Origin of the sequence: Microcoleus sp. AR_TQ3_B6 (assembly GCF_036702785.1) — a bacterium.
Classification (GTDB): domain Bacteria; phylum Cyanobacteriota; class Cyanobacteriia; order Cyanobacteriales; family Microcoleaceae; genus Microcoleus.
On record NZ_JAUBVJ010000009.1, the window covers coordinates 1 to 13,101 of the forward strand.

Annotated in this window: 13 protein-coding genes; 5 read left to right on the forward strand and 8 right to left on the reverse strand. The window is 47.4% G+C overall.

The window, feature by feature from the left end; translation table 11 throughout:
- Positions 1 to 45 precede the first annotated feature (45 nt).
- Positions 46 to 795 (forward strand): cation:proton antiporter domain-containing protein, encoded by a 750-nt coding sequence (locus tag QUB56_RS06650; RefSeq protein ID WP_332954232.1) that lies wholly within the window; start codon positions 46 to 48, stop codon positions 793 to 795.
- On the opposite strand, the gene QUB56_RS06655 is transcribed toward QUB56_RS06650, so the two are convergent.
- The 4 genes from QUB56_RS06655 to QUB56_RS06670 form a co-directional block, all read right to left on the reverse strand.
- Positions 752 to 1,468 (reverse strand): TrkA family potassium uptake protein, encoded by a 717-nt coding sequence (locus QUB56_RS06655; protein ID WP_332954234.1) that lies wholly within the window; start codon positions 1,466 to 1,468, stop codon positions 752 to 754. The genes QUB56_RS06650 and QUB56_RS06655 overlap by 44 nt on opposite strands.
- Positions 1,469 to 1,676: 208 nt before the next feature.
- Positions 1,677 to 1,958, reverse strand: coding sequence for an Asp-tRNA(Asn)/Glu-tRNA(Gln) amidotransferase subunit GatC (gene gatC / locus QUB56_RS06660; protein WP_332954236.1), 282 nt, complete (start codon positions 1,956 to 1,958; stop codon positions 1,677 to 1,679).
- Between the two features lie 144 nt (positions 1,959 to 2,102).
- Positions 2,103 to 2,624: a photosystem I assembly protein Ycf3 gene (locus tag QUB56_RS06665; RefSeq protein ID WP_332954237.1), complete on the reverse strand. Its 522-nt coding sequence runs from the start codon at positions 2,622 to 2,624 to the stop codon at positions 2,103 to 2,105.
- A gap of 224 nt (positions 2,625 to 2,848) precedes the next feature.
- Positions 2,849 to 3,052: a hypothetical protein gene (locus tag QUB56_RS06670; RefSeq protein WP_332954239.1), complete on the reverse strand. Its 204-nt coding sequence runs from the start codon at positions 3,050 to 3,052 to the stop codon at positions 2,849 to 2,851.
- Between the two features lie 183 nt (positions 3,053 to 3,235).
- Here QUB56_RS06670 and QUB56_RS06675 point away from each other — a divergent pair, with 183 nt between their 5' ends.
- On the forward strand, positions 3,236 to 4,552 hold the full coding sequence (locus QUB56_RS06675; protein WP_332954241.1) for a hypothetical protein: 1,317 nt from the start codon (positions 3,236 to 3,238) through the stop codon (positions 4,550 to 4,552).
- Positions 4,553 to 4,730: 178 nt separating this feature from the next.
- On the opposite strand, the gene QUB56_RS06680 is transcribed toward QUB56_RS06675, so the two are convergent.
- The 3 genes from QUB56_RS06680 to QUB56_RS06690 all read right to left on the reverse strand — a co-directional run bounded on the left by QUB56_RS06680 (position 4,731) and on the right by QUB56_RS06690 (position 6,481).
- A complete protein-coding gene (locus QUB56_RS06680; RefSeq protein WP_332954243.1) occupies positions 4,731 to 4,973 on the reverse strand; it encodes a hypothetical protein in 243 nt (80 codons plus the stop codon).
- A 125-nt stretch (positions 4,974 to 5,098) separates the two neighbouring features.
- Positions 5,099 to 5,296 carry a hypothetical protein gene (locus QUB56_RS06685; RefSeq protein WP_332954245.1) on the reverse strand — a complete coding sequence of 66 codons (198 nt, stop codon included), beginning with the start codon at positions 5,294 to 5,296 and terminating at the stop codon, positions 5,099 to 5,101.
- Positions 5,297 to 5,305: 9 nt separating this feature from the next.
- Positions 5,306 to 6,481: a SpoIID/LytB domain-containing protein gene (locus tag QUB56_RS06690; protein WP_332954246.1), complete on the reverse strand. Its 1,176-nt coding sequence runs from the start codon at positions 6,479 to 6,481 to the stop codon at positions 5,306 to 5,308.
- A gap of 270 nt (positions 6,482 to 6,751) precedes the next feature.
- Between QUB56_RS06690 and QUB56_RS06695 the strand changes: the two genes are divergently transcribed.
- The 3 genes from QUB56_RS06695 to QUB56_RS06705 all read left to right on the forward strand — a co-directional run bounded on the left by QUB56_RS06695 (position 6,752) and on the right by QUB56_RS06705 (position 10,446).
- A complete protein-coding gene (locus QUB56_RS06695; RefSeq protein ID WP_332954247.1) occupies positions 6,752 to 7,684 on the forward strand; it encodes a ribonuclease Z in 933 nt (310 codons plus the stop codon).
- A gap of 159 nt (positions 7,685 to 7,843) precedes the next feature.
- On the forward strand, positions 7,844 to 8,581 hold the full coding sequence (locus tag QUB56_RS06700; RefSeq protein WP_332954248.1) for a hypothetical protein: 738 nt from the start codon (positions 7,844 to 7,846) through the stop codon (positions 8,579 to 8,581).
- Positions 8,582 to 8,595: 14 nt separating this feature from the next.
- Entirely contained in the window at positions 8,596 to 10,446 is a 1,851-nt protein-coding gene (locus QUB56_RS06705; protein WP_332954250.1) for a HEAT repeat domain-containing protein, read from the forward strand.
- A gap of 428 nt (positions 10,447 to 10,874) precedes the next feature.
- Here the strand turns inward: QUB56_RS06705 and QUB56_RS06710 are convergent, their stop codons facing one another.
- Positions 10,875 to 12,785: an ABC transporter ATP-binding protein gene (locus QUB56_RS06710; protein ID WP_332954252.1), complete on the reverse strand. Its 1,911-nt coding sequence runs from the start codon at positions 12,783 to 12,785 to the stop codon at positions 10,875 to 10,877.
- Between the last annotated feature and the right edge of the window lie 316 nt (positions 12,786 to 13,101).

Below are 13,101 nucleotides of genomic sequence, written 5' to 3' on the forward strand. Positions count from 1 at the left end.
ATTTTTTTGACTTCCCTGACTATATGATACTACTATTGTTTATTGATGCTTATAAACTTAATGAAGTTTTACAATACATTTATTTTTCTGCTGATCGGCATTGAGATTAACCCGCTGGCGCTGTGGAGAATTTTGCCATCGATCCTGTTCGTCATTTTGGCCTATCAACTGGGACGGATTCTCTCGGTGTATCTGTTGTTAGCGGGGCTGCGGTGGTTCGATCGCCCGATTCCCCTGCGCTGGCAGCACGTTCTGTTTCTGGGAAACATCAAAGGCTCACTCTCGATGGCACTGGCGCTTAGTATTCCTCTGGCATTGACAGGACGAGATAACATCATTGCGCTGGTTTTCGGTGCAGTTTTATTCTCACTGGTAGGACAGGGATTAAGTTTACCCTGGCTGGTAAAACGGTTACAAATCAGCCGTGTTTCTGATGTAATGCAGGAAGCTGGGCAGTTACAGATTCAGTTGATTGCTTCCAAAGCCGCTCAAGATGAGCTAGATAGTTTGCTGAAATCTGGCGTGTTGCCGAAGGCAGTTTACGAGGAGTTATGGGCATCGTATCAAGCACGAGTAGCACACTCTGAGCGAGTGCTGCGCGATCTCTACAATAAACATCGAGCAGGGCAAGTACAGGGCGATCGCAGCGGGCTAGAGACGATTCGACGGCGATTGCTCCTAGCCGAAAAAGGAGCAGTTAGCGATGCCCTCCGCAAGCGAATTGTCCCAGAGGATCTGGTTCATCCTTACATCAAAGATTTGGATGAGAAACTTCTAACGTTGGCAGATGACTAGCGCGAATGCCGAGGTAATCAATCATGTGGTGAACTAGCTCTGGACGGGTGACGACCAAAATGGTAGAGCCTGCTTCAAGAATAGTATTGCCGTTCGGAATCTCCAGATTGGCGCAGGCATGGCATTGATAACCAATAATCAGCGAACCTTTTGGAAAACGAGGGTCTTGAGCAATTTGAGCAACAGTGCGACCTGCCACCTTGCAATCGCCTGGAACTGGCAGCTTTAGTACCTCGACTTGCCCGTGTTCAAAGTGCATCATCGACTCGATTTGAGGATATTCAATCGCATTCGCCATTGATGCAACTGCCAAATCAATAGTGCTGATGATGTGACTGGCTCCGGCAAGTCGATAGGCTTCCAGGAATTCGCGATCGCGCATTCGCACCACAATATGGGAAATGCCATAGCTCCTGGATAGGGTGATCAGCGCTAAATTCAGTGCATCATCGCTGAGTGCGGCAACGACTGCGTTTGCTTGTTTAATTCCCGCTTCCAGAAGAACCGTTGTACTCACCGCACTGCCTTCAAATGCCATCACTCCGATTTTTTCACGAGCAAAGCGACACGCAAGCGGGTCGGCATCGATGATTGCCACCGTATGACCGAGTTTTAATAGCTGCTGGGCTAAACCCAGCCCCATCATTCCTGCTCCACCAATTAATATGTACATGACTATTTTTCACCCCAAGAATGAACGTTACAGAGTTATCCCTATGAGTGAGATTGTTTTGGGTTTCTATCAGTTTAATCTGCTTGTGGGGTGGCTTTTACCGGGCTTACTTATTACCTGTTCCAAACTTAGTTTCATCTGGTTGTGGGGTTGGCATGGGAGCCAGCCCCTCAAGAGATTTTCCTCCGTTAGGTGCGCAGGGGGAACCCTACATAATCTTAGGCACTTTAAAAAACTCCCCATCGCGATCGGGAGCTCCCTGCAAAATACTTTCTCCGTTAGCAAAAGGTTGCAAATCGTCCGATCGCATTACATTACTAACATCGATCGCCCGCGTTGTCGGCTCCACATCACTCGTATCCAGTTCGCTCAACTGCTCAAAATAATCCAAAATACCGTTCAGTTGACTGGTAAACTGTTCTTCTTCTTCAGGCGTTAATTCTAATCTAGCTAAATTCGCTACTTTCCGAACTTCTTCTCTGTCAATCATAAAAATCTGTAATTGGGAATTGGTGATTAGTGTTTAGTTGTGATTTGTGAGTTTTAAGTGAAAGAGTTTTCAATTTACCACTCAACACTTAAAACCCCAACTTTCTGTTTACCCAATCAGGCTTTTTCTAGCTAACAACAGAGGTTAAAAATACACATCAATCTGCGATCTACCCGTCGTCTTCAGCCAATTTTGCACCTCAATGTAATTGTTCGGGGCCAAGCGAATAGCCTCCTTCCAATAATCGGCTGCTTTATCAAACAGCCCTTCCGCCGCTTCAAGATTGCCCGCTTCCTTTTCTTTTTCCCCTTGATAGTGGTAAATCACGGCAATATTATTCAGCGCTTGCGGCATTCTCGGATTGAGATCCAGGGCTTCGCTGTAATATTCCAAAGCTTTATCGTGTTCGCCGTTGCTAGTATGGATCAGCCCCATATTGTACAAGACATAACTGCGATCGTAAGGATCTTCCTCGAGTTTGAGCGCCTCATGATAATTGTCCAGCGCTTCAGCATATTCGCCATCTGCTTGAGCTGACATACCATCCCGGTAATAAGCAAAAGCTTCCTTCGCCTGCTTTTTCGCCGGCATAATCTTCAGGATGATATCAGCCATTACCGTGAAGCTTTTGTCAATAAAGTTATCGTTGCGTTGAGTTCTTGGCATATGCGATTCTTTGGTTAGTGGCTAATCATAAAAATTAGCCTGTAAAGTTTTCCTATTAATAATGGCGCAACTGTTTTAGTTGGCCGTTGTGTTGAGGGCGCTAACAAGTCTAGTCGATCGCAAGTGCGAACCTTAAAACACGCCCTTGGGTTTAACACCCGCGCAAGCTCTATCTATTTTATAGAACTCTTGCAATACTTGCAAAAAAACTAGATTTCTTTCACCTATCTCTCGCACTCTACACAAAACTTTAAAAAAACCGTGCAGAAAGGAAAAGTTCTGCTGTAGGGTGCAGGGGCTATCCAAGGAGTGCAAGCCACGCTTACGGGCGATCGCGCACCGTACCCTACTAACTGTCCCATCAATCCCCCGCCCTTGCCCCTTTTGGCAAACAAGCAAAAGCAAATGCCGAGGAGAAATTCAATCACAAAGTTTTATTAAGCTATCCGAGTTTAGCCAACACTTAAAAGTTATTCGGCAAAACACTAGCAATATTTTGCCCACAAGTCAAGGGCACGCTCAAAAAAATCAGAAACCCGATCGCCAAAACCAGCTCGAATTCCCGCAATATATAATAAAAATAACCGGGTAATTTTCACAGAGACAAACCTATGGCTCCGAATCCCACCATTATGCAAGCCGTCGAACAACTTGGCTACCGCGTTACGGTTGGAGACGTGGCGGCAAAAGCTGGATTAGATGTCAATTTTGCGCAGCGAGAACTGTTAACCCTCGCCTCCGAAGCAGGTGGCAACCTGCAAGTAGCAGAATCCGGGGACATTGCCTACCTATTTCCCAACAACTTTCGAGATATTTTGCGAAACAAATTCTTGCGGTTGCAGTTACAGGAATGGTGGCAAAAAATTTGGCGCATACTATTTTACCTGATTCGGATATCTTTTGGCATAGTGCTGGTAGCTTCTATCCTCTTAATTTTTGTTGCTATCACGATTTTACTCTCCAACAGCGATAGCAATAACGGGGGGGGAGGAGGTGGTGGTGGCGGCGGCAGCGGCGGCAGAGGCGGCGGCTTTTTCTTTTTTCCCTACTTCTGGAACGACTTAATCTGGATATTTTACTGGAACCATGACGAACCATACTACCAGGAGCGATCGCGCTTAACTGGTCAAAAGCCCCAGATGAGTTTTCTGGAAGCAGTTTTCTCCTTTATCTTTGGAGACGGCAACCCCAATCACAATCTAGAAGAGCGCAAATGGAGCGATATTGCCACTGCAATTCGCAACAACCGAGGCGCCGTCGTCGCCGAACAAATTGCCCCCTATCTCGAAAATCTCGGACAGGGATACGCCCGAGAATACGAAGAATATATGCTACCGGCCCTAGCTCGTTTTGACGGCCGCCCCGAAGTCAGTCCCCAAGGGCAAATAGTCTATCACTTTCCGCAATTGCAAACCACAGCCGCCGAGAGAAATTCTGAACCAGTAGCAGCTTATTTGCGAGAAATGCTGTGGCGTTTCAGCCACGCCAGTTCCGGCCAAATCATGCTAGCAGCAGGGTTAGGAGCCCTCAATCTTGTCGGTGCGTTAGTTTTGGGAAATCTATTAAGCAATAGTGCGATCGCAAGTGGATTTATCGGTTTCGTCAGCGCTATTTATCCAATGATCCTGATTTACGGCATCGGATTTCTGGCAATTCCTTTAATTCGCTACTTCTGGATTCAGTGGAAAAATAGCCGGATAGAAGCCCGCAATCAAGAGCGCCAGCAGCGAGCAATGTTATTAAACCAACCCGATGCCAACTTGCTCCAAAAACTTGCCTACGCCCGGGAATTTGCAGCAGAAAACGTTCTGACTGGAGAAGACTTAGCTTATACAACAGAAACCGAATTAACCCAACAAGAACTGGAACAGTCACCAAAAATAGATGCCGACTGGCAGCGCAGGATCGATCGATCGGACAACTTGTAAATACTAATGACAATAAACAGTTGTTTGTTGTTAAGTTAGGTTGAACTAAAATCTGGCACCATTTTCAATAAGAGGCATGAGGCCTGTTCCACAATAAAATATCTTTGTTGGGGAACGGGCTTTTAGCCCGTGGCTAAGAATGGTGGAAAATGTCAATCTTTATTGATGTCATTATTTTTTATAATCCTACTTTTTTTTTAACAGTCTTAGGGCGTTTAAAAACCAAAGAATTTTGGTCGTACTTCGAGTCGTGATCCATAGCCACAAGTTCCCATCCCTCCTCCCCCAAATGATTGACAAATAGATGCAGCGAGCCTTGTTTCCAATCTCGCAATTCTTCACCGTTTACATATAAACTAATCAGCTTGTTGCCAAAAGGATACATATTCGCATCCACAAATAGATACTCCCACTTTTTCATAGCAATCCTTAAGGTAGTTAGTCATCAGTCATCAGTCATCAGTCATCAGTCATTAGTCATTAGTCATTCCCAATTCCCAATTCCCAATTCCCCCTTCCCAATTGCCTGTATCCACGACACAGAAGTCACTGATACAGGAATAGCTGTTTTTCCCTTCTTCCTTCCGCCTTCTTCCTTCTTCCTTCTTCCTTCTTCCTTCTTCCTTCTTCCGTCTTCCTTCTTCCTTCTTCCTTCTTCCGTCTTCCTTCTTCCTTCTTCCTTCTTCCTTCTTCCTTCTTCCTTCTTCCTTCTCCCTTCTTCCTTCCCCCTTCTTCCTTGGCCATTTCCAGCAGTTACTGCACTGCAATTCTAGCCAAGGTAGCACCCCGGTAATAGTGCAACAAAATCTGCTGGTAGCCGTATCCCTGCCTGGCTAAATTGTAGGCCCCCCACTGACTCATTCCTACAGCGTGACCGAAACCTTTGCCAGCAACTTGAAAACCGATAGGAGCTTGGCCGCTGTTCCTGGCGTTCCCACCGCCTCCGTACTGAGGAATCACAGTAAAGCGGGTACTCCTCAAATTTAGAACCCGGCGTAAATCTGCGCCGGTCATGACCCGAGAACCGCCATCTCCAACTACTTTCATCCTCAAAACGCTGCCGTAAGCCGTAGTGCGTTCTGGCTTCATCGAGATCACATTCCCCACGCCAGAAATCTTGCTGCTAATTTGAGCCCGGGAAAAAGTTTCTTTCCATTGGTAAACCGGCGCCCCTTGGTCGAAGTCAGGAACAGCACGCAGGTAAGGCAGGGGTTCGGTCCAAACATCCTCGACATTTTCAGTATGTCCCCCAGAGGCAGAGTGGAAAGCGGCTAAAATAATCTGACCGTTGTAGGCCAGAACTTGACCTGCGGTTGCATCGACTGCCGCATAAGTCCCAGAAGATTCTGTTTGTAGTCCTTTGTAAACCTGCGAAGACTGAGTGTTGTCCACGTCGTAAAGGTCGGTTTGGCTTTTGAGGCGCTGGTGGATAGCGTAGGAACGGGCGGCGACTGCTTGGGCTTTCAAAGCCTCAAGAGGCCAATTGCCATTCATTTCGGCGCCGAGAACGCTGTAGAGATATTGTTCGATATCGACGTAGTTGACGGCAGTCAAGCCTCCTTTTTGGGGAACTAGAAGCGTGCGTCCCCGATACCAACGATCGCCAATCCAAACATAACCGTTCCCGGTCGGCTCGATCCAAACTTGGTTGGCGGCCCAGCGACCCATCGCCACTTTTCCCGATCGAAATTGAGCCGACTGAGAACTGTTTGCCGACAGTTCGCCCAAATTGCGCCCGCTACCGTCGCGGATTGCAGCCTTAGTAGAACTGCCGACTTTTACCTGATTTGCTCCGTCTTGTACCGCAACTCGCAAAATGAGCGCGGCCTGGGCTGGGGCTACCATTACCAGCCAAAACAACAACGAAATCCAAAAGTAGCGTTTTTTTAATGTCGAAAGAACGGAAGCAAAAAATACTCCTGACTGCATTTGAAAATTTTCCTTTTATGTTGTATGAGTTTGACAAGTTTTAAGGGGAAGCTGCGGTTGGGGAAAAAGGAAGAGGAACGAAAGAAAGAAAACGTTAGAATTGGGTTTGGCACTCTGTGCCGTTGTCGAAAATGATTTTAGCAACTAGATGTTCGCAGGAACAGCGATTTATCCCGGTTCCTGGCTGCGACTATTTCCTGTATGTCGGATTTGCCGCACTCTGGATATATGTAACATATTTTTTAAGACTTAATTGAGGTGATTTGACTCTTGCAGATTACATTTCTCGGAACTAGCTCTGGTGTCCCCACGCGATCGCGCAACGTTTCCAGCATCGCCCTGCGCTTGCCCCAGCGAGCGGAACTCTGGCTGTTTGACTGCGGCGAAGGAACTCAGCACCAGTTTCTGCGCAGCGACCTAAAAGTCAGCCAACTGAGCCGCATTTTCATCACTCACCTGCACGGCGACCACATTTTCGGCTTAATGGGTTTGCTGGCTAGCTGCGGTTTGGCGGGGAATGTCAAGCGCATCGATATTTACGGGCCTCCGGGACTTGAAGAATATTTGCAAGCTGGCGTTCGCTATTCTCAAACTCATTTTTCTTACCCGGTTAAGGTGCACAAAAGTCACGTGGGAGTCATTTATGAAGATGATGAATATATTGTTAGCTGCGGTCTTTTGAAGCACCGAGTTACTGCTTTTGGTTATCGAGTAACTGAGAAAGACCGTCGGGGACATTTTGATGTAGTAAAAGCTCAGGCTGCGGGTATTCCTTCGGGGCCGGTTTACGGTGAATTAAAACAAGGAAAGACGGTAAAGTTATCGGACGGGCGAGTGTTTAAAGGTACGGATTTTTGCGGCCCGGATCAAATCGGGCGCAAGTTTGTGTATTGTACGGACACGGTTTTTTGTGACGGGGCGGTGGAGTTGGCGAAGGATGCTGATTTGTTGGTGCATGAAGCTACTTTTGCTCATCAAGATGCTCAAATGGCTTTCGATCGCCTGCATTCAACTTCGACTATGGCGGCTCAAGTGGCTGCGATCGCTGGGGCGAAACAGCTAATTATGACGCATTTTAGCCCGCGTTACGCTCCGGGGAATGCGATCGTCCTGGATGATTTGCTCAAGGAAGCGCAGGCAATTTTTCCGAATACGAAAATGGCCTATGACTTTTTGACTTACGAAGTGCCCAGGCCTGTTTAAAACTAGGGTTAATCTGACCTGAGATGTGACAGCATTTTCAATAATGGCGATCGGGGCGGGCTAGGAGGGCCCACCCCACAAGAAACTTTTAAATCTCACTAAAATTGATAATAATACCAGTGTAAACTATATTAAACACAAATATTTATTAAATTTACCATGACATTTGAAATCGGAGCATTCGCCTTGAAACTAGCAGCACAAGCACTCGCGCCGCTTGCACAAACAGGATTCAAAGAAGTTATGAAAAAATTGAATCGTAGCGATTTTGACAAAGCTTGTATTTGTGGCATCGAAGCTGCCCAGAAAACTCATGAATTATTCTCTGCTGCTTGCGAACAGGGTGTAGTCGAAGATTTTCTTAAAAGTTTCTTGACGGGTAAAGCACTTCCAGAACTCCTGAAACCTTTCAACGACCAAGAAAAGCCTCAAGTTGACTTTTTAGTTGCAGCTTTTAATGCGACAGTCCCAGAACACAAGAAAATTCAAGGCAGATTCGCTCCCGCAAGACTGCATGATTGGTTGGAGGTTTTTGCTGAAACCTATTTTCATAAAACAAGTAGTTATTTAAGGTTTCAAGTTGCCAAAGCAGACTATTTGAAGCAACTGGCTAACTGGTTTGATGATGTTAAGTTTGCTGGCATTGCTGTAGAAGGTCAGGAAATCGAAAAATCGGAAAAATTGGCTCAAATTTTTGTAATGCCAGATGTCTTGGAAGAAGTAAATATTCATGATTACTTGGATATCCAAGAATTTGAAGAAGGTCAAAACCTGCAACAGATGCAAAGAGAAACTGGCTCTGGTAGAAAGTTTTTAGCATCACAATTATTGAATCAAAATCAATCAAATAAATTTGTGTTGCTGGGCGCCCGGGTTCTGGCAAAACAACTTTACTGAGCTTTTTTGCGGTGATGTTGGCTCAGAATTATCTAGAAAAACCCGGCTGGGATTCTGGGATAGATTGGTTGCCGATTTTGATTAATATCCGTGACTTTGCTGGGCTTTCAGATATCAATCTCCTCGACTATGCCCGCCAGTTTGCCGAGAAAATTATGTCCGTGAAACCGTTGCCAGAAGGCTTTTTTGAGTATTGGCTGGCAGACGGTAGGGCGATGATTTTGTTGGATGGATTGGATGAGGTTGTTGAAGAATCCAAGCGCTATGCGGTGGTGCAGCACATTGAGAGTTTTTTGGGGCAGTATCATCAAAATCTGGCAATTATTACTTCTCGCCCTGCTGGTTACAAACCCGATTTTTTTAATACTTCAGAGTTTGAACACTATCAGTTACAACTGTTTGATGATGCTAAGGTTGATGAGTTTATTAATCGCTGGTACGACAGCCGCGTTCGAGATGCGGCGGCAGCTCAACGTCTCAAAGATAGCATTAAAAAAGCTCTGGATGAAAATGAGCGAATTAAATTGTTGGCGAGAAATCCGCTATTGCTGACAATCATTGCTTTGATTCACCGCTATCAAGCTGTACTGCCGAGGGCACGGCACAAGCTTTATGAAAAAGCTGTGGAGACACTGTTAAAGTGTTGGGATGCTAACAAAAACATGACTGATAAGTCAGTATTCAAATGTTTAGATGCAGACGACTTACGGCGGCTGATGGAAATTCTCGCCTATTGGATTCACACTCAGGGTAGTACGGATAATCCTGAAGGCGGGACACTGATTGCTAAGGATGAATTGTTAGAGCAGCTAACTCAGAATATTAAAACCAAAAAACAGGTTGAACGGTTCCAAGCAAAAGAGGAAGCTAAACGATTTGTTGATTTTATTCAACAGCGGACGGGATTGCTCAACGAACAAGGACAAGATTTGTACGCTTTTGTACACAAGACTTTTCAAGAATATTTGTGCGCTCGGGAAATCGGCTATCAGGCAGATGATAACGATGATTTTGAGATTGTTCTCAATCATATTCAAGAGCATTTGCATGACCCCCACTGGCGGGAAGTGTTGCTGTTGTTGATTGCTCAACAAAGACCGCAGAAAGCGGCGAAAGCGATGCGGGCAATTTTGGCGGCGAATAGCGAGCATGAGCAATGGTTGCACCGCGATTTATTTTTTGCTGGCAGTTGTCTTGCTGAAAATATTAAAGATTTAAAGCAGGCAGATTCCAGTCTAACTGTGAAGATTTTGGAGAAGTTGGTTGAGTTGGAGGTAAGGGATCGGGCACTGGTGGGTGACAGAGTTCGCTCTCAGGTTTTTCAAATCCTTTGCAGTATGAAAGAGACTGAGTTTGAGGCGCAAACTTTGCAACTTTTGAAAGCAAGGGGTGTTGATGGAAATCGCTTGCAGGAATATCAAGCAGCTTTAGGGGAAAAAGAAGTCGCCATCAGTTCCCTGCTGTTACGTCTCGAAGATGGGGATTATATGGTGCGTTACTTGGCAGCATCTGCCTTGGGCAAGTTGGGAAATGCTTCAGAATCCGTCATCAGTGCCTTGCTGCTATGTCTGGAAGATGAGGATAACTCAGTGCGTAGCTCGGCAGCATCTGCCTTGGGTAACTTGGGAAATGCTTCAGAATCTGTCATCAGTGCCCTGCTGTTACGTCTCGAAGATGGAAGTCACTCGGTGCGTCGTCAGGCAGCATCTGCCTTGGGTAAGTTGAGTCTGAAATCAAGGGAGGTTTTGCCTGCTGTCGTGCAATGGATCGATCGCCATCAAGATGCAGAATATGTCGGTTCAGGTATTGATGTGTTGTGGGATTTGGTGGCGGGTGAGGGAAATCGATCGCCAGTGCCTTTTTAGAAGTATGTAGCTTTTGCGCCAGTAAAACCCGATCGCCCTTCCGAACAACCAAAAATGCGATCGGTCTGCTGTTTGACGCTTAGGGCCCTCCATCCCCTCAATAACCGGGAACAGAGCTCAATTATTCAATCGAAAATCCAAAATCGAAAATCTAAAATCGCTCGATCGCCCTTCCGGACTTTTCACCAAAAATGCGATAGGTCTGTTGTTTGACTATTAGAACCCTCCATCCCCTTAACAACCGGGAACAGAGGTCAATTATTCAATCTAAAATCTAAAATCGTTTGAAAAGAGTCAGATAAGTTATATCAATTCCGGTTGGATTGGAATGATTAAACCGCAGAGTACGCAGAGAACGCAGAGGAAGAGAGCAGAGAGATGAATAATTCCGATGAAGGGCGGATTTGATATTAGCCATGTCGTACCCCCTACTCTATGGAGGGTTTGTGCGTAATTCCTGTTGATTTTACTGTACCGTAGCCCAACATTCGGTAGTAGAGTCCCTGTTGGGTAAGGAGTTCGGCGTGGGTACCAGACTCCACAATCTCGCCCTCCTGCATCACAAAAATCCGATCGCAGTCTACAGCAGTTTCGAGTCGGTGCGTGACCAAGACGATCGTTCTTTTGCGGCGCAGACGTTGCAGCGTCTCTACAACCCACTGCTCGTGCTTCAAATCCAGCGCATTCGTGGGTTCGTCGAGGATGAGAAAGGGAGCGTTAGTGACCAGCGCCCGCGCGATAGCTAGGCGCTGTCGCTGTCCGCCCGAGAGGTTCTGACCGCCCTCAGCGATTAAAGTATCATACTGCTCCGGCAAGGTTTCGATGAACTCGGCAGCCCCCGATTCGACCGCCGCCTCCCGAATATCGGATAACAGAGCATCCGGGCGACCGTAGGCGATATTCTCTGCGATCGTTCCGGGGAAGAGCGGGCTGCCTTGCGAGACGAGGGCCATGTGTTTGCGAAGGTCGGCCAGCTTAAGGGTGCGGAGGTCAACACCGTCGAGGAGGACGCTGCCCGATGTCGGGTCATAGAAGCGTGGCAAAAGATTGAGCAGCGTGCTCTTACCCGTCCCGCTAGGGCCCAAAAACGCCACCATCTGACCAGGTTCGATACTAGCACTGATGTTCCGCAAGACAGGTTGCCCAGAGTTGTACTCGAAGCTCACGTCGGCAAGTGCTAGCGTGCGGGGCTGGACGGGAAGCGATCGCGCATCAGGCGCATCTGCGATCGCAGGAGGCTCGTCGATCACCGTAAAAACGCGCTCGCAGGCAGCTACGAACGTCTGAATCTTAGTAGTGAACCCCAACACCCAACCTATCGGATCCCAGAACTGATTGAGGTACGCCATGAATACGATCAGATCGCCGACGGTCAGGCCGCCCTGCACCGGACGCAAGAACTGGTCGCGATAGACTAGGTATCCGCCGTAGCCGAAGATTACCCCGCTTCCCAGAGCAAAGACTACCTGAACCGCTAGCGGATAGAGATTCTCTTGCCAATTGAGCCGCATGGACGCATGGACGCTGCGATCGACCGCCCCTGCGAAGCGCCGCGACTCCGTTGCTTCTCTACCGAAAGACTGAATCAGCCCGATCAACTCTATAGCTTGCTGCATGGTTGAGGTCATCACCGCATCGGTCTGCTTCGACTCGAAGGCTCGACGCCTAATCCTTTCCTCGAAGTACCAATTCGCCAGTATTAGAAGCGGCGTGAACGAAAGTGCAAACACCGTGAGAAGGACGTGACGCGACAGCATGATCCAGATCATCGCCGTCAGCGTCACCGATGCGGCGGTGGAACCGATGAGCGTATCGATCACCCCCCAGGGGCCGCGGCTGTCGTAGCTCAACCGATAGATTGCGTCACCCTGCGATCGCGAACCGTGCCAGCCGAGGCTAAGCGCCTGCATTTTGTCGTAGAGTTCGGTGCGGACGCGCAAGGTTCCGTTGTACTCGATGCGGTAGTTCAACATCTTACGGAGCATGAAGACGGTATCGCTCAGGATTCTGATGAGCATCGCGACGAAGGCCATTCCGAAAATTCGGTTCAGCGTGCCGGAACCGAACGGCGCAAGAAACAGCGTATGAATCCAGTTGGGTTTCGGAGTTGGTGAGAGAACCGTATCGACTAGAATCGCCATCGGCCAGGCGTTGAGAAGGTTGAAAAGCACCGATGCCCCGATCAAAAGCAAAAGCGTCACGATCAGCCATAAGTCTTTGCGGAAGTAGGAAATGGAGCGCAGGACGATCCGCACCAACCAATGTTGGTTAATTAACGGCATCACCATTTTTGGTGAATTCTTCTGGCTTTTCAAACGTGCTTTGATTGGAAAAGTCATGGATGTGCTGGGTGACTCTGAGCAGGACAATGCACCAATTGGGAAATTTGACCAGGGTGACAGAGACCAGAAATCTACTTTGGGTTTACACGCCTGTTGTCAAGCAGGGCAGATGAAATGTGAGATTATTCTACTGCTGCAAGATTTAACTATAGTTTCCTTCTTCTAGGGTAGCTAAATAGCAAGCGAGATCGCTTTTTCGATGAAAACCCGATCGCACTTGCGGACTTTTCACCAAAAACGCGATCGGTCAGTCTGCTGTTTGACGGTTAGGCCCCTCGAACCCCTGAATAACCCGGAACACAAGTCAATCGAT

Coding starts and splice junctions, on each gene's coding strand:
- gatC (WP_332954236.1), bottom strand. CDS start 1,958: ATGATTGACAGAGAAGAAGTTCGGAAAGTAGCGAATTTAGCTAGATTA.
- QUB56_RS06700 (WP_332954248.1), top strand. CDS start 7,844: ATGACATTTGAAATCGGAGCATTCGCCTTGAAACTAGCAGCACAAGCA.
- QUB56_RS06710 (WP_332954252.1), bottom strand. CDS start 12,785: ATGACTTTTCCAATCAAAGCACGTTTGAAAAGCCAGAAGAATTCACCA.
- QUB56_RS06650 (WP_332954232.1), top strand. CDS start 46: ATGCTTATAAACTTAATGAAGTTTTACAATACATTTATTTTTCTGCTG.
- QUB56_RS06705 (WP_332954250.1), top strand. CDS start 8,596: ATGTTGGCTCAGAATTATCTAGAAAAACCCGGCTGGGATTCTGGGATA.
- QUB56_RS06665 (WP_332954237.1), bottom strand. CDS start 2,624: ATGCCAAGAACTCAACGCAACGATAACTTTATTGACAAAAGCTTCACG.
- QUB56_RS06655 (WP_332954234.1), bottom strand. CDS start 1,468: ATGTACATATTAATTGGTGGAGCAGGAATGATGGGGCTGGGTTTAGCC.
- QUB56_RS06690 (WP_332954246.1), bottom strand. CDS start 6,481: ATGCAGTCAGGAGTATTTTTTGCTTCCGTTCTTTCGACATTAAAAAAA.
- QUB56_RS06680 (WP_332954243.1), bottom strand. CDS start 4,973: ATGAAAAAGTGGGAGTATCTATTTGTGGATGCGAATATGTATCCTTTT.
- QUB56_RS06685 (WP_332954245.1), bottom strand. CDS start 5,296: ATGGCCAAGGAAGAAGGGGGAAGGAAGAAGGGAGAAGGAAGAAGGAAG.
- QUB56_RS06675 (WP_332954241.1), top strand. CDS start 3,236: ATGGCTCCGAATCCCACCATTATGCAAGCCGTCGAACAACTTGGCTAC.